This window comes from Lewinellaceae bacterium, from assembly GCA_020636135.1.
Lineage (GTDB): Bacteria > Bacteroidota > Bacteroidia > Chitinophagales > Saprospiraceae > JAGQXC01.
On record JACJYK010000001.1, the window covers coordinates 2,103,510 to 2,129,583 of the forward strand.

Below are 26,074 nucleotides of genomic sequence, written 5' to 3' on the forward strand. Positions count from 1 at the left end.
TGGACTAGGATCTGAGGTATGAAGCGCCATTTATATCCAGGATTGCTCCGGTCATGTATTCCGTCCCTGTCTCAGCCAGGAATAAGATACCTCGGGCAACTTCTTCCGGTTTGGCGACTCGTCCGGTAGGTGATTGTTTGCGGATCCCATCTCCCCGGGGTCCGGCAAGGATTTCCGCCGCCATATCGGTTTCCGTAAAGCACGGAGCTACTACACCAATGTAAATATGGTACGGAGCTAATTTCTGGGCCAGAGACTGGCTGAGTGCGTTTAACCCGGCTTTACTGGCTCCATAGGCTGGTTGGTCAGGTTCACCGCGAAATGCTCCCCGGGAAGAAACATTGACAATACGACCTCCTCCTTGCCGGATCATATGCTGGGTCGCCCAGTACATGGTATTGGCAGGCCCGAAGAGGTTGACCTGAATGGTCTTTTCCCACTCGTTTTGCCAGGTTGAGTAGTCTACCTGGTCGATTGGATGGTGTTCGTGAATGCCGGCGTTGTTCACCAGGATATCCAAACGGCCGGTGAGCCGTACCGATTCTTCCACCAGCCTTCTGGCATCTTCCGGATTGCCAACATTTGCCTGAATCAGATGATGCGGGCCATTGGGGAGGGTGGTCACAAAGTTTCTGGCTCCTTCCAGTTCTTTGTGATAATTGATGACTACCACCGCACCTTCTTCGGCAAAGGCCTGAGCAGTGGCGCGACCAATTCCCCGGCTTCCACCGGTAATGAGTACGGTCTTATCTCGAAAACGCATGGTCTGGAATATTTTCGGCAAGATAGTGATATTGGAAAGGATGATGGCGGATATGCTTTGGTAAAGAAAGACTCAGGTTTATATCTTTACGACAGCCTTATTAAACCAGGTTAATCAATGAATTACATCATCCTGTCCATACCAGTTTTCTTCCTACTCATAGGAATCGAATTGTTGATCGATAAGTATAAGCAATCCCATTTGTATCGCTTTAATGATGCTGTTTCCAACATCAGCTGCGGGATTGCACAACAGGTCAGTGGGGTCTTTTTTAAAACCATTCTCATTGTGGGATACGTGTTCCTTTACGACCACTACCGGTTTTTCAATCTACCAAATACCTGGTGGATGTATTTGTTACTTTTCATCGGCATTGATTTCTTCTATTACTGGTTTCACCGGATGTCCCACGAGATTTCATTCTTCTGGGGAGCGCATATCGTACATCACCAGAGTGAAGACTACAATCTGAGTGTGGCACTGCGACAATCCACCTTCCAGGCTTTTGTTTCAACCGTATTTTATCTCCCGTTAGCGCTTCTGGGGTTCAATCCGGTGGCATTCGTTACTATTGGCGCTTTTCAGACACTGTATCAGTTCTGGATCCACACCAAAACCATCGACAAGTTACATCCCGCTTTCGAGTATGTATTTAATACACCTTCCCACCACCGTGTCCATCATGGCCGGAATCCGCAATACATCGATAAGAATCACGGCGGCACTCTGATCGTGTTTGACCGGATGTTCGGCACTTTTCAGCCGGAAGAGGAAGAAGTGGTCTATGGCGTGACCAAACCGTTATCTTCCTGGAACCCGCTTTGGGCTAATTTTGATTACTACGTGGATTTGTGGCATCTCTTACAACAACCGATGTCCTGGTGGGAACGCATACAGGTACTGGTTCGCAAGCCGGGTTGGATGCCTGCGCACCTGGGAGGTTATCAACGACCCAAGCCGGTAACAAGCGATTCAGCGGTTAAATACGATACGGCAGTTCCACCCGGAGTGAACTATTATGTATTCATGCAATACATCATGATCCTGGGATTTACGTCATGGTTTCTGTTTACTCTTTCCAAGTACGACCATCTCACCCAGATCTGGCTGACGGCCTGGATTTTGTTGGGTATTGCCAATATGGGAGCTATTTTCGAGCTTAGAAAATGGGTATGGTATGTGGAGTGGTTTCGTTTTGTCTTCACCATGGTGCTCCTCTGGATCCTGCCTTTCCAGATAACTATCCGCATCGGCGCTACTGTCCTGATATCGGTCAGCGCTCTGTGGTTCTTTAGTTTCAGGCCCCTCTTCAGGCGGAAATAGAAAAAGCCGGCTCAAGCTGAGACCGGCTTCATATAACCATAAGACAGCAAACTATAGGCAATTTTGCATGGCTGAAGAAGAAATCTTCATAAAATTCAAAGGCCCCTCAATGGGGAGAGGCTACCAGATGCGGGATTTGATCTAAATTCCAATCGATGACCAAACCTTCTGCAATTCTTCTTGCCACATTTACTCCATATAAGTGTTCACACAGATAAAGTGCTGCTTCAAATGACCGGGCACCTCCGGCTGAAGTAATAACGCGATCGTCGTGAACAAAGTATACACTGTCGCGAATGTCCAGATTTGGAAATTCTGCCCGCATTAATCCGATATCACCCGGGAATGTGGTACACACGTGTCCATTCAGGACGCCTGCCTGTGCCAGTATAAATGCTCCATCACAGTGAGAGGTGACGAAATGAGCCGACTGACTTACCTTCCGAACCCACCGGATCAATGTACTGTCCGCCCGGTCAGTATCCAGATGGTGTTCCGCACTGGGGATGACAAGTATGTCTATGGCAGGAAGGCTGTCCTGAAGGTAGCTGTAATCCGGCAACACTTTTATTCCTTCAAAGGTGGTTATGGCGTCATGAGTCCTAGCGACGGTGAAAACCTCCATGGGTTTGATACCTTCGCGGAATTGGGTGTGCTGAAAGATATCAAAGGGTGCAGTGAATTCCGTGTTGTAGGTGCCGTCCATGATCAGGAAAGCGACGTGATAGGCGTCCTTTAACTGCGGTTCATAATTCCGCGAAGTCTCCGGTGGAGTGGGAGAGGAGCATGCCTGCCATCCAAAGAACAACCATAATGGGAGTGATTTTATGCTCATGCCTGTACTTTTTCACCGATCAGTTCATTGATCTTTTCGAGTAGCCAGGGTTTGGAGGCAATGTTTTTTACCTGCTCCACGTCTTCCCTTAATTTGATCAATTTAGCAGGGCTGCCCTGATTTTGCAGGATTTTTTGTAGAAATGATACGTAATTATTGTACAATTTTCTTCGGTCCTCAGACACGATATCCTTGCGGTAAATATAGGTTTTAAAACTACTCAATGAAGATTCCAGTGCATCAATCTCATCCAGTTCATAATAGGTGGCGATCAGCAAAACTTTGGCATTCAAGTTATAGGTCAGGTCCGAATATTCTACCGTGTTCAGCAGGTCAACCACCTTGTCGTATTTCTTCTCGTAAAAGTTCAGCAGGGCAAGATTGAAATGATAGGCATTTTCTTTTTGGTCGGGCTCCAGGTATTCCTTGTACTTTTCAATAAAATCCCGCGTCCAGTTGTATTCACTTTCCTGAAGCGCGGCAGTGACAATGTTGCGGTAATCCCAGTGATCAAAGTTTTTCGAGTCAATGAGGATATTGCTTTCCAATGCAAATTTGTACAGTTCCCAGATTTCCCTCCGGAATATCCGCTGTCCCTGATTTAATTTCCGGATGCTGTAATTGATGGCATTGTAGATTAACCGGAAAGCTTCATTGGGCAAAAATTCGACTGCATAATTGAGCAGGAGTTTCTTGTATTCATGGAAATATTCTTCATTTTCCGGATCCACCAGCATTAATAAATTGTGGTAGTACAAGTTGATGATGTAGTTATCCGGAAATGGATCACCCTTCAGGAATTCCAGTATCTGGTCGATCAGATGAATTTTGTATTCCTCTTTTAAAAATGATTTCTGCCAGTAGACCAGTGAATAGATCCGGAGTTTTTCAATGATGTAATAGGAATCCAGTTTATTGGACAAGATATCCAGTGATGACTTTTCATAGCGCTTTGAATCCGCCTGTTCGATTTGCCGGATATCACGCTCAATGAGGAAGTCAAAAAGCAGATTGGTCGTATTGATGCGGTCTTGTTTGATCTGCTGGGCTTTGCGAATGGTTCCCTTTGACAGCGCCGTGATCTGATAGGCATCGATACCCTCTAATAATAAATGGGACCGGAGGTATTTGTTGGACCTTAATTGTTCGATGGCCAGAAAATCTTCCAGGAGTTCAATGGCCTCATTGCACAACCGCCGGAAGTACGCATCGTCGAAGTCAGAATCCTGATTTAACTTCCAGAAAACCATTTTGTCTGGCTCCTGAACCATGCGATGGCATTCCACGAGATAGCTGACCAGATTGGTCAACAGCTCTTTTTTATTGAAATACGGCGATTGCAGGAACTTGATGAACCGGTTGCCCTGGTACACATCAAGGCAGGCTAAACTCTGGTATATCTTGCTATCGTTCAAAGTACAACAAATTGTTAATAAATGATATATGAATACATAATAATACGATTTAACACTTCGTTCCAAAGATAGTTCGTATCTTTGTTTTAAGCACTTAATGAACAATCAATGAGCATAGTTTACCCCCGCATGCTTTTATTGACCGTATTGATCTGTCTGGGATGGACGATTTCCGCTCAGATACAGACGCAGTCGGACTTGGTTCGCATCGGTCAGAATTACCCTAAGTATATCTTTCCCCTTGCCAACGATAACGGTTCAGGACCTCTTCATATTGAGAAGATCCTGCTAACTAATTTCGGTACGGCGCAAATTATGGACGGAGGCAGTTCCCTCTTCTATAAACCGGATCCGGATCATGCCGGGAAAGCCTTCATCAAATACCTGGCCTGTGACGACCAGGGTAACTGTGCCCCTGGCGATGTCCACATCTATGTGGCGAGTTACGATCAGCTGATTCCTTACGATACCCTGCAGGAGTTCAGTATTGCCGGAGCACCGGTCTATCTGTTTACGCCATTGGATAATTTTACCGTTTCCGCATCGCCTAAACATGGGACGGCCCAGTTCATAACTCCCTTTGCACTGGAGTACACGCCGGTAGACAACTATGTCGGTAAGGATACGGTTATCGTTCAATATTCCACCCTGATGACAAAGGTATTTGTCATCTCGGTCTATGCCAAACCGGAAGAAAAGGTCATTGCTAAAAACGGGGTGGTTCATTTTATCAAAAATACCCGCGATCCGGTACGATTTAACCTGATCAACAATTTTTACAATAATGACCCGACTTTAACGATCGGGGATCCCGGAGATAAAAATTTAAAGACCTACATTCTAGGCTATCAACCGCAGTCCTTCCTGTTGCTGGACGAAAATGGCCTGGCTGAGTATACCTATCCGGCTAATTTCGAAGGGGTTCAATCATTTGATTACCAGGTTTGCCGTGATGGATATTGTGAGGATGCCACAGTTTTCCTCCAGGTAAGTGATTACCAGCCCCGTAATGATGAGCCATACCACTTCACGCTGGCTAAGAACAACAGCCTGGTGGTCAATTACCGCATTCCGATTGACGCCGATAAATACGCCTTCCAGGTACAGCAGTTTCCGGGTAATGGTCAAATTGACATTTTCAAACAAATTGATGAAACCACTTTAAACTGTGGAGACATCGCCGGTACGAACATCATCTATTACGAGCCGAAATTCAATTTCACCGGACAGGATCACTTTACCCTGGACTATTGCCTTACCGGTAATAAATGCCAGTCGATTGATGTGATCATCGATGTCGTGGATGAAGAAGCCATCTGTGACCTGGCACAGGATCAGGTATGGCCGGGTGATGCCGATGGCAATGGCCGGGTTGACATGGGAGATGTTTTGCAACTGGGATGGACACTCGGAGAAACAGGACCTGCCCGTGATCATCAGGGATCCCAGTGGATCAATGCCGTAGCGCCCGACTGGTCAACGACCTACAATGGAGTGAATCTCAAGCACGCGGACACCGACGGTGACGGATACGTTACCCAGGCAGATCTCGATGCCATCAATGCCAATTACCGGCAAGCGCATTCTTTCGTACCTGATGTCGTATTTGTCTCCAAAGAAATGACGGATATTCCGGTCTTTATTGAGCCGGAGCAGAGCCAGCTGGATTCCGGCGACCTTGCCGTGATCAACATTCGCCTGGGGACGGAAGCTTATCCGGCGCTTGATATCCATGGATTTGCCTTCACCCTTGACTATGAAGGGCAATTGGTTGATTCCAATTCGGTCCAGGTCAACCTGGATACAGACTCTTGGCTGGTCCGTAACGCGCCCCATATAGAACTGGCCAAAGATCCTTACCATGGCCGGGTCGATGCTGCCATCAGCCGCGCCAATAAAGAAGTTATATCCGGGCATGGCTTGGTGTCTACCGTAGGGTTTGTCATCAAAGAAGATATTGCCGGATTTAAAGGGGATGAGCAGATTCCGCTGCAGCTGCATTTGAAAAACATCCGTGTATCAGACAAAAATGGCGATTCCTATTCGCTTCCGGATGCCTATCAGACCGTATATGTTCGCCTGCATGGCAAGAAGGATAATGTGCAACTGGTAACCTTCCCGAACCCCACTTCGGACAACCTGACCGTTCATTTGAATGGCGGGGGACAGTTGAAAGACCTGATCCTTTATTCTATCACCGGGCAGCAAATCCTTGAAAACAGAAATGTTTCCGGAAGAGACCACCTGCTGGATCTCAGTGCATTGCCTACCGGACTATATGTTCTTCAGGCTCAGACGGATACCGGAATCCTTACCCAAAAGATCCAGGTGCAACGTTAATCGCTTTTAGTGCTTATTAATTATAATGTTCATTGTGCTTATAAAAGGCCGTCCCTCCCGATGGCCTTTTGTTTTTTATGCAGAAACATCCTGAACGGGAAGACATGTTTCCAATAGAAGTTCTCTGTATTAACCCGGATTAATTACTGGTACCTGACTTTCCGTTGGCAAGATTGGAAACTTCCCAGCGCATTCCTTTCTTAAACTTCTCAAACAGGCTTTCTTTTTTGATCAGCACCCTGGATTGGGCAGTCATACTGTTTCCAAGCGGAGTAATGGATACTCCATAAGTCGTGGTAAAATGATTGTTCAGTTTCGCTTTGCAAAAATAAGTATCCCCGAATGGGACGGAAGAGATGTCGGAGACGGTTGCGGCAAGTGAGCCATATTCCAGATATGGAAATTCATCCATTTCTGAATAGACAATCTGCCCCTGATGCAGGTAGTTGATGTATTTGGCAGGGAATCTGAAATGGATTTCAAAATCCGATGTTGAATCAGTAAGTGGACTTATAATGGCTATGGTATCACCTGGTTCGAAATACGTGAGTGAGGAGTAATTTCCGAGATGCAAGCGGCCGTTTTGCGGGGCAATGATGAAATACTTCCGCCTCCATTCCAGTTCGGCATTTTTAACCTCAAAAATGGATAATTCAATGTCGTTGACCATGTTCCTGAACTTGTTCTGAAATTCCAGTTCCCTCAGTAGGAAGTCCTTATTAACATCGTAATTGTTCCGGGTTATGGCATAATCATTGATCTCGCGCGACAGGGAGTTTACTTTATCCTTGATGGTTTCAATCAAACGCTCTTCCTGGTATTGCGTGGAAATGACCCGCTGATTTTTAAGTGAGGCGTCACGGACATCACTGGATGTAAGCAGGTCTTTGAGCGTGGATTCCAATGAATCTTTGGTCCGGATTAATTTCTGGATCTCCAGATTGGAGTTGTGATTCTCCAGATAGTTATTGACCAGTTTGGAATAACTTTCCGCATTCACATTGTACATGGATTGGTAGTATAGCAGGTTATTGAGCAATTTGGCTACGTGGAAATTAATGGATTCGTCGTTGATGACCAGTGATTTGAGCTGATTAATGGTGGAGTCCGTTTGAGTCAGGCTATGGGCCAGACTGAGATTAGCCAGAGCCTGATATTGTTCCAGTTTAGGAAAGGTATGGTCATTCAGCTCATAAATTCCTACGCATTCATTCCTGGAAATGGGTGCGGAAACACCAAACCTGGGAATGTTAACCAAACCACTTTTATTTGCAATGATGACATAATTCTCGTACCGTTCACTTTTGATCTCGCTGCGCACAGTTATGTAACTCTTCAGCTTAACGAAGGTGATGAAGCAGGACAAAAATGCAATGTTGATGATGATCACCAAAAGACTTCTGGTGACTATCCTCCTCGGAAGTTCATGGATATTGACCGGATTATTGATCTTGAACAGTCGCATCACATTAGATCATTAATGGTTACTCCTTTGTTTTCAGCACCGTCAGTCAGATCAAACTCTTTGATAATCTGACCTTTTTTTAATAAAACAACGTAATCCATTTTGTTGGCAACAAACAGCTTGTGTGTGGCCACGATAATGGTTTTGTTCGGATATGCGGTAAGGATATTGTCAATGATTTCATTGGATGTTTTAATATCCAGCGCACTGGTGGGTTCATCAAAAATCAATATTCCGCAGTCTTTATAGAGTGCCCGTGCGATCAGGATGCGCTGGAATTGCCCTTTACTCAACGTAACTCCGTTTTTGCCCAGTTTGGTATGCAATTTGTCCGGCAGATCATTGACGACTTCCGTCAAACAGCTGATGCGCAGCAGGTCTTCCAGTCTTGCTCTCGGATATTCTGCGTCCTCACTCAGGGTTATATTATACAAGATGCTTTCATCGAAGATGTGGCCGTCCTGGGACACGGCGCCTATACAGCATTCGGAAGGGTGGTAGTCGTTGGTCCGGTGTCGGAAAATGACCTTACCTTTTTCCGGTGTAATAAGGCCGTTCATGATGTTGAGCAAAGTGGACTTGCCGTTACCGCTTTCACCAATAAACGCTAATTTATGACCATGCTTTAAGGTCAGATTAACGTTTGCAACTCCATGGTTGGTGGTTGGATAAAAGTAGGTGACATTTTCAAGAAGTATGTCAGCATCGATACGCTCTTCTGACCGCCTGGTCCAGGTATCATCGGAGACTGTCTCGTAAAAGTCCTGCAATCGTTTCAAACTTAATTTGGCATACTCGCGATCCTGAAGAAATTGAAGGGTGTCGTGCATGGGTTGTCTGGTCCTTCCCAAAATGTACTGAATGGCGAGGAGTGCGCCCAGGGTCATATGTCCGTTGATAATACTGAAACATGCGATCGCGAAAATGATTCCATCACGGATTTCAGAAGAGATCAGATTGCCCCCTTTGTATAGCTGGACCAACCGAAGGATGGATAACCGTATATTGGAGGTGTACTGGTGCAACTCGTGCCATAATTTCAAATGACGGCTTTCGAGCTTGTTCATTTTAATGTCAAATACTCCCTTTACCGCTTGAATGACCTCGCTCTGAATACGCGAATTCATATTGTACCGTTCATGATCAATCTTCGCACTAACCCCCAGGAAAAGAATTTCCCAGCCAACGAGAATACAAATGGAGACGATGAATACGACGGCTATTGTTGAATTGAAGAAGAACAATACCATGGAAAAAAGGCCAAGACTGAAAATGGAATTTATCAGGGTAATGATACCATCGGTCAGAAACATTTCTATGCGGACATTATCATTGACATTTTGGATGACCTGACCTTCGTTAATGTTCTTGAATCCCAGGTAATTATTCTTGAGCAGCTTGCTGTAATAATGTTCGACGATCACGATATTAATACGGACGCCGATATTGCGGAGGATCCAGGTTTTCGAAAAATCCGCCAGCATCCCACCGATATTAAAAATGATGATGGCAGCAATGATATAGATGATGAAGGACTTGTCCGAAAAGAAGATACCCTCATCAACCAGGAGTCGGGTCAGAAACGGAATGGATAATTCTGTAGCCGTCCAAATGACGTAGAGCAGGATAGCATAGAGTACCCCTGCCCGAAATTTAAGAAGGTGTCTGAATAGAGTCCGGAAATTTAATTCACCAACTGCTTCCGTATTTTGCATGTATCTCTCGACTGTCTTGTTAATCCGTTATAGAGTCGCTGATGGCTTCAATATACCGAATGACATCAGCGTGGCTAAATATAAAGTCGGATCAGCAGCATTTTTATGGTTCGTTTGGAACAAAAAAGTAGTCTTCATAATGGAAGTATTCAAGGGTAAGTATCCTGTTGCTATTAAAACAATGGTTACTCTTCAATGGTCCGAACCATGCACTTAATCCTGCGAGCCAGACTGTTTAGCATCATCCCGATCAATGGACACCTCAATGGAATATCCCTCTGGACGCAAATTTAATACCAGGTTACAAATAACTTAATATTGATATATATAAAACTAATGATTTCAGTAAATTTTCAGAATCTTCAAGACAAAAAAAACGGATATTCGGTCTGCGGCACGCATATAATACCAATATATTAACATAATTCAAGATTCTGCCCGATTGCCGGGTAAATCGTAGTTGCCTTTACCGGATTTCGGTCAGGAAGTGTATTTAGTTGGAATAACAGGAATATCCGGCATTGCGGAGTGAGAGCACGCCAGGATCAATATCAATAGCGGTTGATCACTTCCAGGCACGAAGAGACATAACTGCCGCCAAATAGATTTACGTGGACAAGCAGATAATACAACTGGTAGTCCGGAACGCGTTCCTCCCACCCATGTTCAAGGGGATAAGTTTCCCGGTAGCTGTGGTAAAAGGAATCCGGGAAACCGCCGAAGAGCAGGCTCATTGCCAGGTCAACTTCCCGGTGACCGTAATACACAGCCGGGTCGATCAACACGGGCTCTCCGCTGATTGATGCCAGGTAATTACCACTCCACAGGTCGCCGTGGAGCAGGGATGGATGTTCCTCCGGTAACCTGGCTACAAGCATCTTGAGAAATTGATCGAATTGACGCTGATCGCTTGCTGTAAAAAAACCGGAATCGCATGCCTTTTTCCATTGCGGTTGCAGGCGCTCAGCGATGTAGAATTCCACCCAGGTGGCTTGATAGTCATTGGTCTGCGGGAGGCTTCCAATAAAATTGCTTCGGGAATACCCATACAGATCGGCCGAATTCCGGTGCAGTTCCGCCAGACGCTGACCAAACCTGATCCCGAATGGACGGTCGAGATGACGGGTAGAGGGTATATACTCCATGAGGATATAAGAACACTGTCCGGATTCTCCTTGCCGGTAGACTTCGGGAACCCGGATTGATCCGCTTGACTGAATAATCTGAAGGCCATCCACCTCCGCTTCAAGCATTGATTTACCCTGCTTTTCAGTGCTCAGCTTTAGGACAAATGCCTCAGAATCGTTTTGGAGGAGATACACCTGGTGGATGCTCCCACCGGATAAGACAGTAGGTTGTAAATGATTAAGCCCGAGAAGGGTAAGGACCTCTCCGGGAATGATCACAACTTATTGTCGTTGATCATCTGGAGCAGCTCATCCCGGTAGTTCTTACCGATAGGTAAGTGTTTGGTTTGCCCTTTTTCGGTGACTTCCACCATGTTACCCACAATCGCTTCTATTTTATTGATATTGACGATGTAAGAGCGGTGGATGCGTTTAAACATGGGTGTAGGCAATTTATCTTCCAGGCTCTTCATTGTTTGTAATGTGATGACCCTGGATTGGTCCAGCCGGATTATGACATAGTCTTTCAATCCTTCAATGTAGATGATATCGGCAAAACGGACACGGACAAGTTTTTTATCGGCTTTGATGAAGATGTAATCTTTCTCGTCGACATCCTCCGTATGAGGTTGATGGGCCTGGGCAGTCAATTTTTGTTCTTCAATGGCCCGGTTTACGGCTTTCATGAATCGTTCAAATGAGATGGGCTTCAAGAGATAATCAACCGCATCCAGCTCATAACTCTGGAGTGCGTAGTTTGAATAGGCCGTGGTAAAGATGACCATTGGAGGGTGGGAGAGTGTCTTCAGGAAATCGATCCCTGTCAACTGCGGCATCTGGATATCCAGGAAGATCAGATCAATCCGATGGTTATTTATGGCTTCATTGGCTTCAAAAGCGTTATTGCATCGTTTTACCAGCACCAGATCCGGAACCTTTTCAATATAGGTTTCCAAAACATCCAGTGCCAGCGGTTCATCATCAACAATAATCACGTTGAGTTTACTCATCTTATACGATTTCCAGGTTTAGATCCATCAAAACCTTGTATGCATCAGGCTTATCCTCTATGTTTAACGCATAGGCTTGTGGATAGATCAAATTTAATCTTCTTTTTACGTTCATTAAACCTATACCGCCTACTTTTCGGAGTTCGGGGGTAGGTAATGCCGGCGGTTTGCTGTTTTCGATCTCAAAATGCAACTTATTTCCCTTCACCTGCATGATTATCCGCACGAAGCCGTGCGAAATACCCCGGTTGAGTCCATGCTTGAATGCATTTTCCAGGAACGGAATAAACATGAGCGGGGCTACCTTCTGATCGGAAATATCGCCCTCAACATCAAAGGTGATATTCGCTTTGTTCCCCTGTCTCAATAATTCAAGATCGAGGTAATTGCGGATGTACTTAATTTCCTTGGTAAGCAGCACACGGCGTTCATTGCACTCATACAGCATATACCGGAGCATCTCTGATAATTTGATAACGATTTCAGGTGCTGCGTCCGACTTCTTTAAAGTCAGAGCGTACAAATTATTGAGTGTGTTGAAGAGAAAATGAGGGTTGATTTGTGATTTGAGGAATTTTAATTCGGTCTGGATTTGTGAGGTTTCTATTTCCTTGCTGGCTGACTGCTGTTTGACGTAGTCCCTGATGATCTTGGTTATGGTGGTCGTACCGGTTACAAAAAAGAAAGTCAGGAAAAACATAACCATAGCACTGACACCCATAGGTACGCCGGACACCATGGAATATACAGCGGTATTAATAGGGGTGATCAATAGGCATAATCCCAGTAACATCAGGGTGTAAAACAGGAAGTTTTTGCTCAGGTAGGTGGGGATCAGCAAATAGATGTTGATGTAAACACCGGCCATCAGAAAGAGCAGTACCGGTATATTGCTGATGGCACTGGGCGCCAGCGGGCGCAGGACCAGAAAAATGACCAGCCACCCCAGTGCATGTCTGAACAAAGGATGGGTAAAAAACCTGCCTACGGCACTCCTGCGAATTACTTTGGTTAATGTCATATTCGGAAATCACTCCGGCCTTCAACGATGGTACTTCTTCCTGTCCTAAACCAAAGATAATTTAGACTAAATGAAACGATGGATCGACTACGGGAATTTTTATCATGTCCCGATACAACTAGTTGTCTGTCTTTGTACGGAACCTGCTAAAACCATTCAGGTCTTCAATTCCTTTCGTAATTTTGCGGCCGATTCATAAATCGAAGCAATGGTATACGTAACACGTATCGAGAAATTCAATGCAGCGCATAAACTGTGGGTCAAAGATTGGCCGGATGAAAAGAACTGGGAAGTTTTTGGTAAATGTGCTAACCCGAACTGGCATGGTCACAATTATACCTTGTATGTGACGGTCAAGGGAAAACCGGATCCGGTCACCGGATTTTTACTGGATGCGCGGGTGCTCTCCCAAATCATTAACCAGGAGGTGCTTGAACATTTGGACCACAAAAACCTTAATTTAGATGTCCCTTTCATACCTCCGACGATGCTTCCCAGTACGGAGAATCTGGTGATGGTCATTTGGGACTTGTTGAAGGACAAAATACCTTCCGGTCAATTGCACGCCATCAAGCTGTATGAGACCGAAAAGATCTATGTCGAATATTTTGGTGAGTAATCGTAAATCACTTCCATGACGTACTTAAAAACCGAGGACTACCAGGACAGCATAACCGATCAATTGACAGGCTTTTATCATCAGATCCTGGAAAACCTGGGTGAAGACCCATCCCGGCAGGGATTGATGAAAACTCCGGAACGGGTCGCGAAAGCCATGCAGTTCCTCACGCAGGGCTACGACCAGGATCCGGTAACCATTCTCCAGTCTGCCATGTTTGATGAAGAATACAGTGAGATGGTCCTGGTGAAGGATATTGAATTGTATTCCTTGTGTGAACATCACATGTTACCCTTCTTTGGCAAGGCACATATTGCCTATATTCCGAATGGTAAAATTGTCGGATTGAGCAAAATTCCCCGTGTGGTGGATGTGTTTGCTAGAAGGCTGCAAGTGCAGGAACGACTCACACTGGAGATCCTTAATTGCATCCAGGATACACTGAATCCACTGGGTGCGGCTATCGTCATTGAAGCCCAGCATTTATGTATGATGATGCGGGGTGTTCAGAAACAAAATTCGATGACGACTACATCAGCCTTTACCGGGGAATTCCGCAAGGAAAAAACCCGCAGCGAATTCCTTAATCTGATCAGCGCCAGTCTGATTTGATCCTTTCAGGAATTATTTTTTTTTGTATAAGCAAACCAACAAGATGAAAGCATATGTATTCCCCGGCCAGGCAGCTCAGTTCGTGGGTATGGGCCAAGACATGTATGAGTCTTCCGCACTTGCCAGAGAATTATTTGAGGAAGCCAATGCGATTTTGGGATTTCCCATAACCGAAGTCATGTTTTCCGGTACGGAAGAAGATTTAAAAGAAACGAAGGTTACCCAGCCGTCGGTATTCCTGCACTCGGTCATCCGGGCTAAGATGGCCGGAGATGACTTCCGGCCGGATATGGTAGCCGGTCATTCATTAGGTGAATTCAGTGCCCTGGTGGCGAATGGCGCCCTTGATTTTGCATCGGGTCTTCAGCTGGTTTACAAACGTGCACTGGCTATGCAGCAAGCATGTGAACAGAATCCCGGTACCATGGCTGCCATCGTTGGACTGGATGATGCCATCACGGAATCCATTTGCCAAAACATTGACGATGTGGTTGTACCGGCGAACTATAATTGTCCGGGCCAGTTGGTGATTTCCGGGAGTATGGCTGGTGTGGAAACAGCTACTGCAAAATTAACCGAAGCTGGAGCTAAACGAGCCATCATTATTGCCGTAGGAGGTGCATTTCACTCTCCACTCATGAAGCAGGCAGAAGACGAACTGGCAGCAGCTATTGAAGCGACCAGTTTCCGCCATCCAGCATGTCCCATATACCAGAATGTAGATGCAAAACCGCATCTTGAACCTGCTGATATCAAAGCGAATCTTATCAAACAATTGACCGCCCCCGTACGTTGGACAGCGATTATGGAACAGATGATTGCTGACGGCGCGACCCAATTTATTGAGGTAGGCGGAACCGGCAAGATGCTGACTTCGTTTGTAAAAAGAATTGACCGCAATATGCCAACGGAGGCATTATAATCGTATCTTTCAATCCATGGTAGATCGAGAAGTCGCTAAGGGACAAATATTATTGGCAGAACCTTTCATGATCGATCCCAATTTCCGAAGATCTGTGGTATTACTCTGTGAACACCATTCCGATGGTAGCATAGGCTTTATCCTAAATAAGCCTTTGAAAATGAATGTATCGGAGCTGATCGCCGACTTCCCGGAATTTGAATCAGAAGTCTATTTCGGAGGACCAGTCGCTACCGATACCATCCATTACATTCATAATGTTGGTGAATTATTGGAAGAAAGTGTGGAAGTTAACCGCGGTGTGTATTGGGGTGGCGACTTCGGCAAACTTAAGTTCCTGATCTCATCCAAATTGGTTGAACCGGGCAATATCCGCTTTTTTGTCGGCTATTCGGGCTGGTCGTCCGGGCAGTTGAGTGAAGAACTTGGATATGGTAGCTGGGTTATTGCCGATATGCATGCGAACTACCTCTTCAAGTCCCATCCGGCATCACTGTGGAAACAAGTTATGTCCAACAAAGGCCAGAACTATGAGATCATCGCCCAGATGCCTGACTCCATTAACTGGAACTAATCCTGCGGTAGTATAAAACGGTATCCAACCCCTTTCAGAGTTCTGATCTCCACGCCAGGATCCGCATTCAGATAATTTCTCAGTTTATTGATGTAGACATCCAGGTTGCGGGAATTAAAAATGGAATCATCGCCCCAGACTTTCTTGAGCAACAGACTGCGGTCGATGACATCATCTTTTTGTTCGTACAGGTAGTTCAGCAGCTGGGATTCCCGGTGTGAGAGGACAAATTCCTGGTCACCGGTTATCAGGATCTGACGTAAGGGGTGAAATCGGAATGAGCCCAGCCAGAATTCTTTGGCTTCCTGATTGTCCTTGCGTGCATTTTGGGTTAACTGAAGCAAATTCTGAATGCGCAGTATTAATTCTTCCATGCTGAAGGGCTTACGGATGTAATCGTTCCCCCCGGATTTGAATCCCTCAACCACATCCTGAGCCTGGGTTTTGGCAGTCAGGAAAAGAATGGGCATTTCGGGATGCAACGATTTTATGGATTTGGCCAGAGACAACCCATCCTGGTGGGGCAGCATGATGTCGAGTACACAGATATCTGGTTGAAAGCGATGAAAAGCATCCAGAACAGCGTTGCCATCTTCCTGCAGGTTAACCATGAAGCCACGGCTCTCGAGGCTTTCCTTTACAATTTTCGCCAGGAATACTTCATCCTCAACGTACAGGATCTTGATCATAATGGTTGATTTTTCTGGAAATGCAAAGCAAACCGGCTGCCTTGCCCCGGTATGCTTTCAACTTGCACCGATCCGTGTAGCATCTGCATGACTTGCCTTACATAGTGCAGGCCCAATCCATAGCCTTTGACGTTATGGGTATTTCCATGGGGCACCCGGTAAAACTTGTCAAAGATTCGATCCTGATCATCCGGATGGATCCCGATGCCCCTGTCCGCAATGGACCAGAGAATACCCGCTGCTGATTCTTTGATTTCAATGGTAAGTTCCGGGTTGGACTTGCTGTATTTCAATCCATTATCTACCAGATTATACAGGACGTTGGACAGGTGCATGCGGTCAGCCTGCACCGTATGTTCACCGGAAGTATTCAGATTGATGGTAGCATGCAAATTATCGGTCTGGATCTTCAGGCTGTTGAGGATCTCGCGTGTAAGCTGCGACAAGTCGACAGGCTCCAGTTCAAATTTGATCTTATTGCCTTCGATCGAAGTCGTTCTTAAAACCTGATCGACCAGTAAGTGTAGCCGGGAGAGTTCTTTTTTAGACATGTCGAGGTACTCAGCCGTTTTCGTAGGATCCTTCAGTACGTTAAAATTTTCCAGGGCTTCCAGGGCAACACTGACGGTGGCAATGGGCGTCTTGAGTTCATGAGTCATGTTACTCACAAAATTATCCTTCATTGCTGTCAATGCTTCCTGCCGCTTCAGTGACCGCCAACTCAGGATGAAGGCTCCGTAGATGCAAAACAGCAGTATAAAAGAGAATAGGCCCTGAGGCCAGATCTCCTGCGATATGGCCCAGAGCGTAGGCGTGAGGATCACGGCAAGGCGATTTCCACTGACCGGATCAAAGTAAGCCCGGGTCATCCAGGGATCAAAGGTTTCCGGCTGATTCTCGAAATGTTTGAACTGATAACTGATATTCGGGAAATTTTGAGTGGCATCCCGGTTAAAATGTCGTTCAATCATCTGAACCATCATGGTATCTACACCTTCCTTGCTGCCACCGGTGGCGCGTACGATGATTGTCGCCGCACTGAAGAGGTCCTTACCCGGTGGCCCATCAAAGAATTGCTTCTTCTCAAAACGCCAGCTCGAGTCTCTCTTGCCATCCTCCTGATGGACAATGAAAGTCTTGGGAGGCCTGGGCATCATCGCGTTCCGGACATAACGCATGGTATCCATTTCTATACGGATATTCAATAGCGAATCTCCTCCGATCGCCATAATCGAATCGTCACTTTTAAACCGCCAGCGCAAGAGGGAATCCTCAGCATTGCGTACAGCCTGGTTAAATACGAAATCACTGCGCTCATGCAGGTCAGCCCGAGCACGTAAATACGATTCCCGCAACCAAAATGCTACAAAGACGGTCAGCAACACCGAACTGAAAAGCATGAAATAAAGTATCCACCTGGATTGCATACGTCAAAAATACTCGCTTATTGACCGATACTTGCTTTTCATTAACCTTATTTAACCTAAGACTAAGATGGATTAACCAGATGTTCCAATGAACCCGCTAATTTTGATGAAAATTCGATGATAATGAAATATTTAGCTGGACTCATTACCGTATTATCCTTCGCACTTACACTTTCTGCACAGGATTCCGGTACCATTACCTACGCACAAACTGTGAAGCTTCAATTTAAGTTTGAAGGTGGGCCGCCGCCGCCCATGGTCAATGATATGCCTAAAGAGAACACGCTCCAGATGGTACTGGTACGCAAAGGCGATGAAGTGCTTTACCGCCTGAAGGATCAGGAAGAACCTGGAAAGGACATGAATTTTACTTCGGAAGAAGGGGGGCAGATCAACATCCGTATGGCACCTCCCCAGGATGTTCTCTATGAAAACCTGGCAGACAACAGGTTTATTGAGCAAAAAGAGTTTCTGGGGAAAAAATTTCTCATTAAGGATGCGCTGCCTGAGTATGCCTGGAAGTTGACCGGAAAGTCAAAACAGATACTCGATTATCCTTGCCAGGAAGCCATCCTTCAGGATACATCCAAAAATGTGGTAGCCTGGTTTACTCCGATGATTCCGTGGCAACTGGGACCAGGGAAATATTCCGGTCTACCCGGGTTGATCCTGGAAGTTATACAGGATGACGGACAGAGGGTCCTTACAGCCACTTCTGTTGAATTGGCGGAGCCTTCTATTGCCATTGAGATCCCGGACAAAGGGAAGGAAGTAGGGCAGGCAGAGTTTGACAAGATCATGGAAGAAAAAATGAAAGAGATGGGAGGTCGCCCGGGCGCGGGAGGCCAAATCCACATGATTATCCGTCAGAATTAATTTTTCTTCCGCGTATTTATCCTCATCAATTAAATCATCTGTTATGAAAAGCGTCATTACTCTTTTCCTGCTTGGTATTGGTATCATTTCCTGGAGTCAAAACAGTCAGATCCAGGGGAAGATCCAGGATGCGGAAGGGACTGGCTTGCCGAGTGCCACGGTCGTGTTATTGCAACCAGCAGACTCGGTCATGAAGTATTTTGCCATAACGGATGACCAGGGAGGATACAACATAAGGAATGTCCGGCCGTCCTCATACCTGTTGCAGATCAGTTTCATGGGGTATCAAACCTATTATCAATCGGTAGATGTTACGCCCGATCCGGTTAATCTGGGAACGATAATCCTGGAAACGGAACAACAGTTGCTGGATGAAGTAGTGATCAGCGAGGACCGCGTTCCTATCCGGATTAAGAAAGATACCATCGAATACGATGCCGGAGCATTTCAAACCCAGCCCAATGCCGCCGTGGAAGAATTGCTGAAGCGATTGCCGGGCGTTGAGGTCGAGTCGGATGGGAATATCAAAGCACAAGGAAAAGATGTTCAGCAGATATTGGTAGATGGCAAAGAGTTTTTCGGTAAGGATCCAAAAATTGCCACGAAAAACCTGCCTGCCGATGCGGTAAAGAATGTGCAGGTATTTGATAAGAAATCAGACCTGGCAGAGTTTACCGGAGTGGACGATGGCGTGCGGGATAAGACCATCAATCTCGAGCTTAAAGACTCCCATAAATCAGGGTTGTTCGGCAACGTTACCGCCGGATACGGGGACCAGGGTCGCTACCTTGGTAAATTGAACCTGAACAACTTTACCAAGAAAACCCGGGCTTCATTCATCGGTTCCCTGAACAACATCAATCAGGAAACCTTCTCCATCATGGATTATTTCTCACTTACCGGTGGGCTGGGCGGTGGATTCGGTGGCGGCGGCCGCGTAAGGTTGGAGATCAATACAGATGACGGTGCATTCCCTGGAGGAGTCCAGAGCGGAATTAATACCCTATACAGCTCAGGACTCAATCTCAGTCATGACTTCTCCAAGAATACGTCGATTACCGGGAGTTATTTTTTCAATGGAATCCGTAATGACCTGTATCAGACGGTCAATGAACAACAGTTTTTGCCGACAGGAAATCTATTTTCAGACGACCTGACGGATCGTTTGCAAAAACGGTACGATCACCGGGTGAACCTGCAGTTTAAAAGTAATCTGGATTCGCTGCAACAAATTCGCTTGAATTCCAAGGTTGGATTCAACACATTTAACCAGAATGCACAAAGCAGTAGCTTGAATTCCAATGCCTTAGGTGCATTACTGAATAGCAGTGCCCAAAATTATCAGGTGGATGGCAACCGGACGAGCTGGTCGGTCGAGGGGGCCTATCGCAGAAAACTCGGCAAACCGGGTCGTTTTGTGGCCTTGTCCGGGAATATTGGACAAAACGACCAGGATCAGCAAGCATACATCGATGCGCTCAACCTGTATTATTCCGGAGGCCAGGAATCCCTCATGGATACACTAAACCAGGAACAAAATCAGAATCAACAGGAGCTCAACTACCAGGCTCAAATAAATTATACGGAGCCATTGGGTAAGAACAATCTCCTGGAATGGACCCTGCAGCGTGGTAAAGATGACCGTGATATCGATCAGAAAGTCTGGGACTTGCTTACGATATTTCCAGAGCGTTTGCTCAATGATGATCTGACTCAGGCTTACCAGCAGGCATTTACCCGCACCTCGACCGGATTAAGATGGCAATATGCCAATAAGAAGGCACGGACCAGCGTGGGTGTAAAATGGCAACAATCGGATCTCCATGGTAAAAATGCGGAAACCGCTGCGCTGGATAAACGCTTCAGGAACATTCTGCCTTACGCCAGGTACACTTATGAATTTTCGAGTTCAACCAATCTGAACCTGGATTACTCTACGGGAATTCAGGAACCCTCCCTGCAGCAACTCCAGCCATTGGTCAATAACAACGACCCACTCAACATTTACATTGGTAATCCTGATCTGCAACCGGAATACAGGCACAATTTGTCTCTCCATTTCTTCTCGTTCAATCAGTTTTCCGGGATAAACTTTTTCGCAAATCTGCAAAGCAGTTATGCGCTCCATAACATCGTGAATGCGAAAACCATTGATACATTGTTCCGCCAGGTGTTGCAACCGATCAATACCGATCATGCCTGGCAACATATCGCCTCAATGAATTTTGGAGCGCCCCTGAATTTCATAAAATCACGATTCAATATCTCAGCCAACTATGTATTGGATCAATACGATAATTTCCTGAATAATCAGGTTAACAGCATCTCCTCATTTAACCAAAGTTACCGGTTACGTGTTGACAACCGGAATAAGGATAAAGTTGACATTGGCGTCGGAGCCAGTGTAGCCTGGCAACATGTACAGAATTCTATTGAGACGGGGACGACCTCACAATACAACCGGCAGTCCCTCTTTTTGGAAACCAGTCTGAACGCCATTAAAAACTGGATCATCAGCCAATCGTTCAATTACGCCAGTTATCAGGGTGCCGCCGGTGTGGCGTCTCAAAAATTACCTCTCTGGGATGCTTCGATTTCAACTTTTGTTTGGAATAAGAAGCTGCAACTCAAGTTTCAGGTGGTTGATATCCTGAACAGAAATCGCGGCATCAGTCAAAACGTTGACCTCAATAGTATTCAATTTATTCAGTACCGGTCACTGGGGCGTTATTTCCTGATGTCGGTAACCTATTCCATAAAGAATTTTGGACCACCACCTATGCAGATAAAGATGGAGCGTTTCTGATGAACCAGTAAACTATCCGGTTTGGTTGTCGGTTATGGAATGACCCGAAATCATTTCAGTATTTGTGGAAGTTATAGCTATTAATGTGTTGAATATAAACATATTACCTATGGCGTGATCGTGGTGTTTTTTCTCGAAATCCTTTCCGGATCATCATTTGGCTTACTGCCGAACTGCCTTATATTTGCGGTCTAAAGTTTACCGCGTTGATTTATTTGCAGGATTTAAGGGTCCAATATGGAGACCGGGTTCTTTTTTCAGACCTCGATTGCTCAATCGGCTTGAACGATAAAATTGGTCTGGTAGGGCAGAACGGTACCGGGAAAAGTACATTATTAAAGATCATTGCCGGTGAAATAGACCCACAGACAGGCCGGGTGGAAACACCAAAAAACATTCGTATCGGATACCTTAAGCAAATGCTGGACCCGAATACTTCCCAATGTGTTCTGGAGCAATGCCTGAGTGTGTTCCCCGAAATCGTCCAGGCCCGTAAAAAGGTACAATCCCATTCCAATGCCGAAGTGTGGACGGACGAGGACCATGATGCGCTTGAGATCTGGCATGACCGCGGTATGGAAAAAGAGGTAAAAGCCATCAAGCTGTTACGCGGATTGGGGTTCTCCCAGGATGACTTGTACAAACCGCTGTCGCAATTTTCCGGAGGCTGGCAGATGCGGGTCGAATTGGCTCGCCTGCTTCTGGAGGAGCCCGATGTATTACTCCTGGATGAGCCGACCAATCACCTTGACATTGAATCCATCATCTGGTTCGAATCTTACCTGAGGCAGTTTCCGGGTGGATTTATCCTGATTTCACACGATAAAGACTTTCTTCGCAATTCAATCTCCCGCACGCTTGAAATTGAAGGCGGGAAGATCGAAGACTACCGTGTTGGTTATGATCGCTACCTGGAAGAAAAGGTTCAACGCGCTGCCATCAAAGCAGCAGCCTACCAGAATCAGCAGAAATTCATCGCCGAGAAAGAAAAGGTCATCAATAAATTTCGGGCCAAAGCTTCCAAAGCCGCCATGGCTCAATCCATGATGAAACAACTGGATCGTATCGAGCGCATTGAGCTTGATGAATACCAGGACCGCGCATTTACCTTGCGATTTGATCCAGCCCCAAGGGCAGGGGCCTGGGTACTGAAAGGAGAAGGCATCAATAAGTCCTATGGCGCCAAAGAAGTTCTGCGTTCGGTCGATGTCACCATTGAAAGGGGTGAGCGGGTTGCCTTTGTAGGTCAAAATGGTCAGGGCAAGTCCACATTGGTTAAAATTCTGGTTAAGGCTATACCGGCATCTTCCGGCAAGGTGGAACATGGCTACCAGGTCGCTTTGGGTTATTATGCCCAGGACCAGTCCGATGCACTGGATTCTTCACGGACATTGCTGCAGGCCATAGAGGATGCGGCGCCGGAAAGTAAGAGGACCCAACTTCGTTCCATTCTGGGAGCTTTCCTTTTTTCTGGTGAAGAAGCAGATAAAAAAGTATCCGTCCTGTCCGGGGGTGAGAGGGCCCGCCTGGCGCTGGCTTGCCTGTTGACGCATCCGATCAATGTCCTGGTGCTTGACGAACCGACCAATCACCTGGATATGGCATCCAAGCAAGTCCTGAAAGAAGCTTTGCTTGCTTATGATGGAGCGTTGGTGGTGGTCAGTCACGACCGGGATTTCCTTCAGGGATTAACAAATAAAGTCATAGAATTCAGGGATCATCAGGTATTTGAATACCTGGGTGATATCAATTATTTCCTGGAAAAACGCAATGCCCAGGATTTGCGGGAGGTAAGCCGGGGACCTCAGGGAGAACAGGTCGCTCTGAAACCGAAGCTCGATTATGAACAACGCAAGAAACTTAACCGGCAACTGACCTACCTGGAGCGGGACATTGAAAAACTGGAGGAGAAAATCCAGCAGATCGAGATGGATCGTGCGGAAGTTTCATTCTATGAAAGTCCGGGACATAAAACCAAGTTGGAAGAGCTGGAGGTCCATAAAGCTCAATTGAAGCAGAAGTGGGAAGAATGGGAGGCTATATCCAAAGAACTGGATGAAGGGTAATGGCCACTCTGGCCAGATCATATATGACAAAGTTGTGACAATTCACAGGTATCAGGTTTGGATCATTCTGTTATTTTTGTGGCCACTTAAAGAGAGGCTTCCATGAAAATTAATGTACTTGGTATCGGACTTTTGATCGTTGTGTCAATGGTCTATTGTACCAATCAACCCACTGAGACGACGTCTGAAACCCCGGATACGGAAACGATGGCTAGTGATAGTCTGATCAAGCCGGGAGAAGAACAATTTTTCCAGTCTTTGCGCCAGCTTTCATTTGGAGGGGATAATGCCGAAGCATATTGGAGCTTTGATGACAAAAGATTGGTCATGCAAGTTACCAATCCCAAATGGAATGTCTCTTGCGACCAGATTTATTACATGGATGTTGCCGGTGAAAAAGCACCCGGATTTATGCCCGAGCTGGTAAGCACCGGAAAGGGCCGAACCACCTGTTCGTATTTCCTGCCGGGAGATTCAACCATCATTTACGCTTCGACTCACCTTGCTGCAGATACGTGTCCTCCCACACCTGCGCACCGTTCTGATGGCAAGTATGTATGGCCTATCTATGCTTCATTCGACATCTTCAAAGCCGATCTTCATGGCAATATTCTGGCTCAAATGACCAATACGCCCGGCTATGACGCAGAAGCGACCGTCTCTCCAAAAGGGGATAAAATTGTATTTACCTCCCTTCGCAACGGCGATCTGGATCTGTACACCATGAACATTGATGGCAGTGATGTAAAGCAAATAACGAATGAGCTGGGATACGACGGTGGAGCATTCTTCTCACCAGGCGGAACGCAGCTTATTTTCCGTGCTTCACGGCCAAAAACAGATGAAGCTATTAAGGAATATAAAGATCTTTTGAAAGAAGGATTGGTTACACCTACCGAAATGGAGTTGTTCATCTGCGATGCGGATGGCACCAACCTCCGGCAGATAACCTCACTGGGTAAAGCAAACTGGTGCCCTTACTTTCATCCTTCCGGCAAGAAAGTCATCTTTGCATCCAATTATGCCACGGAACGCGGTTTTCCATTTAATCTTTATATGATCAATCTCGATGGCACCGGCTTGACCAAGGTGACTGCGGATGGTACTTTTGATGCTTTTCCTGTTTTCTCCAATGATGGAAAATATCTTGTATTTTCATCCAACCGCAATAACGGAGGAACGCGTGATACCAATTTGTTTTTAGCGGAATGGAACCCGAACCAGTAAAAGAACACTCCGGTCGTCCGGCCTGGATGCGCTGGCTTAAACGCATGGGCGTAGCAGGATTCCTTTTTTTTCTGGTAAAAGGACTGGTCTGGCTGGCTGTTTTTTACGGTCTGACCAAATACATCGGCTGTGAAGCGCCTTGAGGGATACCAATTAAAGGGATTTCGACGGTAACCTCTAAAATTGCTATATTTAGTACAGGTCTACCAAAACACCGCTAAAATTGGCAAATCAGCTTCATCATTACCTGCTGAATCAGATTGTTTCGCAGTATTCCCGGCGGTCTGAGGCCGTGAACGAATTGAGTGAAATCCTTCACCTCACACCCGATGCGATCTATCGACGTCTGAGAGGAGAATCCATTTTGAATGCCGAAGAGGTAGAACGTTTAGCCCACCATTATCAGATCTCCCTGGATGCATTACTGGGAACGGATGCCCGGCATGTCACCTTTGATTTCTTGCCCGGCGCTGAGGAAGTTGTTACCGTAGAGCATTTTATGGAGTCTGTACATTCCCTCTTACTGGATATGCAGAAGTGCTCACAGGTGAAGTTGTATTCCATCAGTGCCAATATGCACTTGTTTTACTACGTCTTTGCTCCTAAGCTTTTTAAGTTCAAACTCTTTGTATGGGGAAATACCATCTGGAACATCCCTGCATTGCGGATGGAACGATACAGCGAACAGATATTTCCTTCATTTATTGATGGCTTGATCCAGCGTATCCGCCAGGATTTTATTGCTTACCACACCATAGAATTGTGGAGTATGAGTATGGTTGATGATACGTTAAACCAACTGGCTTATTTCACCTATTCCGGACGGTTCGAGAGTCCCCGGATTGTAGAAAGTTTATACGATGAACTGATCGACCTGATCCGGCTACTTCAGAGCTTTGCAGCCCATGGCTGTAAATTCAACCGGCCGGAGGTTCCCCAGGGACTGTTTGACTTGTACCATAATGAAGTGATTCATGCCTCACAGACCTTTTATGTATCATCCGTGGAAAAGGATTTGGTGATCATGCCATTTGCCACTCCAAGCTTTGTTATTACACAAAATCAACAGACATGCGAGCACCTGGCAGCATGGTTCGATCAGATTATCCGTAAGTCCAGCCCGATCAGTACGGCCAATGAGAAGAATCGAAATTTCTTTTTCAATCAGATTCTGCAAAATATCAACTTTAGCCGGCAACGGCTCGAGCATCTCCTTGAATAGTGGTATTTTGGCGCGTCATT

The 26,074-nt window shown here is 46.0% G+C and carries 22 protein-coding genes; 12 read left to right on the top strand and 10 right to left on the bottom strand.

The window, feature by feature from the left end:
• Window positions 1–4: 4 nt before the first annotated feature.
• On the bottom strand, window positions 5–763 hold the full coding sequence (locus H6570_07870) for an SDR family oxidoreductase (GenBank protein ID MCB9319182.1): 759 nt from the start codon (window positions 761–763) through the stop codon (window positions 5–7).
• A gap of 117 nt (window positions 764–880) precedes the next feature.
• Here H6570_07870 and H6570_07875 point away from each other — a divergent pair, with 117 nt between their 5' ends.
• Window positions 881–2,086 carry a sterol desaturase family protein gene (locus H6570_07875; protein ID MCB9319183.1) on the top strand — a complete coding sequence of 402 codons (1,206 nt, stop codon included), beginning with the start codon at window positions 881–883 and terminating at the stop codon, window positions 2,084–2,086.
• Window positions 2,087–2,192: 106 nt separating this feature from the next.
• Here the strand turns inward: H6570_07875 and H6570_07880 are convergent, their stop codons facing one another.
• Both H6570_07880 and H6570_07885 read right to left on the bottom strand, forming a co-directional pair.
• Window positions 2,193–2,921 (bottom strand): DJ-1/PfpI family protein, encoded by a 729-nt coding sequence (locus H6570_07880; protein ID MCB9319184.1) that lies wholly within the window; start codon window positions 2,919–2,921, stop codon window positions 2,193–2,195.
• A complete protein-coding gene (locus H6570_07885) occupies window positions 2,918–4,336 on the bottom strand; it encodes a hypothetical protein (protein ID MCB9319185.1) in 1,419 nt (472 codons plus the stop codon). The genes H6570_07880 and H6570_07885 overlap by 4 nt, the downstream gene beginning before the upstream one ends.
• Window positions 4,337–4,444: 108 nt before the next feature.
• Between H6570_07885 and H6570_07890 the strand changes: the two genes are divergently transcribed.
• Complete coding sequence (locus H6570_07890; GenBank protein ID MCB9319186.1) at window positions 4,445–6,676, top strand: T9SS type A sorting domain-containing protein; 2,232 nt, start codon at window positions 4,445–4,447, stop codon at window positions 6,674–6,676.
• Between the two features lie 139 nt (window positions 6,677–6,815).
• Here H6570_07890 and H6570_07895 read toward each other — a convergent pair whose 3' ends face one another.
• The 5 genes from H6570_07895 to H6570_07915 all read right to left on the bottom strand — a co-directional run bounded on the left by H6570_07895 (window position 6,816) and on the right by H6570_07915 (window position 13,014).
• Window positions 6,816–8,144 (bottom strand): HlyD family efflux transporter periplasmic adaptor subunit, encoded by a 1,329-nt coding sequence (locus tag H6570_07895; GenBank protein MCB9319187.1) that lies wholly within the window; start codon window positions 8,142–8,144, stop codon window positions 6,816–6,818.
• Entirely contained in the window at window positions 8,141–9,856 is a 1,716-nt protein-coding gene (locus tag H6570_07900; GenBank protein MCB9319188.1) for an ATP-binding cassette domain-containing protein, read from the bottom strand. The genes H6570_07895 and H6570_07900 overlap by 4 nt, the downstream gene beginning before the upstream one ends.
• 551 nt (window positions 9,857–10,407) lie before the next feature.
• On the bottom strand, window positions 10,408–11,262 hold the full coding sequence (locus H6570_07905; protein MCB9319189.1) for a fructosamine kinase family protein: 855 nt from the start codon (window positions 11,260–11,262) through the stop codon (window positions 10,408–10,410).
• Complete coding sequence (locus tag H6570_07910) at window positions 11,259–11,993, bottom strand: response regulator transcription factor (protein MCB9319190.1); 735 nt, start codon at window positions 11,991–11,993, stop codon at window positions 11,259–11,261. The genes H6570_07905 and H6570_07910 overlap by 4 nt, the downstream gene beginning before the upstream one ends.
• Before the next feature lies 1 nt (window position 11,994).
• The gene (locus H6570_07915; protein MCB9319191.1) at window positions 11,995–13,014 is read right to left on the bottom strand and encodes a histidine kinase; all 1,020 of its coding nucleotides are present in this window, start codon (window positions 13,012–13,014) and stop codon (window positions 11,995–11,997) included.
• Between the two features lie 208 nt (window positions 13,015–13,222).
• Here H6570_07915 and H6570_07920 point away from each other — a divergent pair, with 208 nt between their 5' ends.
• Genes H6570_07920 through H6570_07935 form a run of 4 tightly spaced genes read left to right on the top strand, consistent with a single transcriptional unit; the run spans window position 13,223 to window position 15,741 of the window.
• Window positions 13,223–13,633 carry a 6-carboxytetrahydropterin synthase gene (locus tag H6570_07920; protein ID MCB9319192.1) on the top strand — a complete coding sequence of 137 codons (411 nt, stop codon included), beginning with the start codon at window positions 13,223–13,225 and terminating at the stop codon, window positions 13,631–13,633.
• Between the two features lie 15 nt (window positions 13,634–13,648).
• Window positions 13,649–14,245: a GTP cyclohydrolase I FolE gene (folE, locus tag H6570_07925; GenBank protein MCB9319193.1), complete on the top strand. Its 597-nt coding sequence runs from the start codon at window positions 13,649–13,651 to the stop codon at window positions 14,243–14,245.
• 43 nt (window positions 14,246–14,288) lie between these two features.
• Window positions 14,289–15,167, top strand: coding sequence for an ACP S-malonyltransferase (gene fabD, locus H6570_07930; protein MCB9319194.1), 879 nt, complete (start codon window positions 14,289–14,291; stop codon window positions 15,165–15,167).
• Window positions 15,168–15,183: 16 nt separating this feature from the next.
• The gene (locus H6570_07935) at window positions 15,184–15,741 is read left to right on the top strand and encodes a YqgE/AlgH family protein (protein MCB9319195.1); all 558 of its coding nucleotides are present in this window, start codon (window positions 15,184–15,186) and stop codon (window positions 15,739–15,741) included.
• Here the strand turns inward: H6570_07935 and H6570_07940 are convergent.
• Window positions 15,738–16,430 carry a response regulator transcription factor gene (locus H6570_07940; GenBank protein ID MCB9319196.1) on the bottom strand — a complete coding sequence of 231 codons (693 nt, stop codon included), beginning with the start codon at window positions 16,428–16,430 and terminating at the stop codon, window positions 15,738–15,740. The genes H6570_07935 and H6570_07940 overlap by 4 nt on opposite strands.
• The gene (locus tag H6570_07945; protein ID MCB9319197.1) at window positions 16,427–17,830 is read right to left on the bottom strand and encodes a HAMP domain-containing histidine kinase; all 1,404 of its coding nucleotides are present in this window, start codon (window positions 17,828–17,830) and stop codon (window positions 16,427–16,429) included. The genes H6570_07940 and H6570_07945 overlap by 4 nt, the downstream gene beginning before the upstream one ends.
• A 150-nt stretch (window positions 17,831–17,980) precedes the next feature.
• Between H6570_07945 and H6570_07950 the strand changes: the two genes are divergently transcribed.
• The 6 genes from H6570_07950 (at window position 17,981) to H6570_07975 (ending at window position 26,054) form a co-directional block, all read left to right on the top strand.
• Window positions 17,981–18,733, top strand: coding sequence for a GLPGLI family protein (locus tag H6570_07950; GenBank protein MCB9319198.1), 753 nt, complete (start codon window positions 17,981–17,983; stop codon window positions 18,731–18,733).
• 43 nt (window positions 18,734–18,776) lie between these two features.
• On the top strand, window positions 18,777–21,539 hold the full coding sequence (locus tag H6570_07955; protein MCB9319199.1) for a TonB-dependent receptor: 2,763 nt from the start codon (window positions 18,777–18,779) through the stop codon (window positions 21,537–21,539).
• A 206-nt stretch (window positions 21,540–21,745) separates the two neighbouring features.
• Complete coding sequence (locus tag H6570_07960) at window positions 21,746–23,605, top strand: ABC-F family ATP-binding cassette domain-containing protein (GenBank protein ID MCB9319200.1); 1,860 nt, start codon at window positions 21,746–21,748, stop codon at window positions 23,603–23,605.
• Window positions 23,606–23,707: 102 nt separating this feature from the next.
• Entirely contained in the window at window positions 23,708–24,832 is a 1,125-nt protein-coding gene (locus H6570_07965) for a PD40 domain-containing protein (protein ID MCB9319201.1), read from the top strand.
• Window positions 24,814–24,975 (top strand): alanyl-tRNA synthetase, encoded by a 162-nt coding sequence (locus H6570_07970; protein ID MCB9319202.1) that lies wholly within the window; start codon window positions 24,814–24,816, stop codon window positions 24,973–24,975. The genes H6570_07965 and H6570_07970 overlap by 19 nt, the downstream gene beginning before the upstream one ends.
• 80 nt (window positions 24,976–25,055) lie before the next feature.
• The gene (locus H6570_07975) at window positions 25,056–26,054 is read left to right on the top strand and encodes a helix-turn-helix transcriptional regulator (protein ID MCB9319203.1); all 999 of its coding nucleotides are present in this window, start codon (window positions 25,056–25,058) and stop codon (window positions 26,052–26,054) included.
• Window positions 26,055–26,074: the final 20 nt, after the last annotated feature.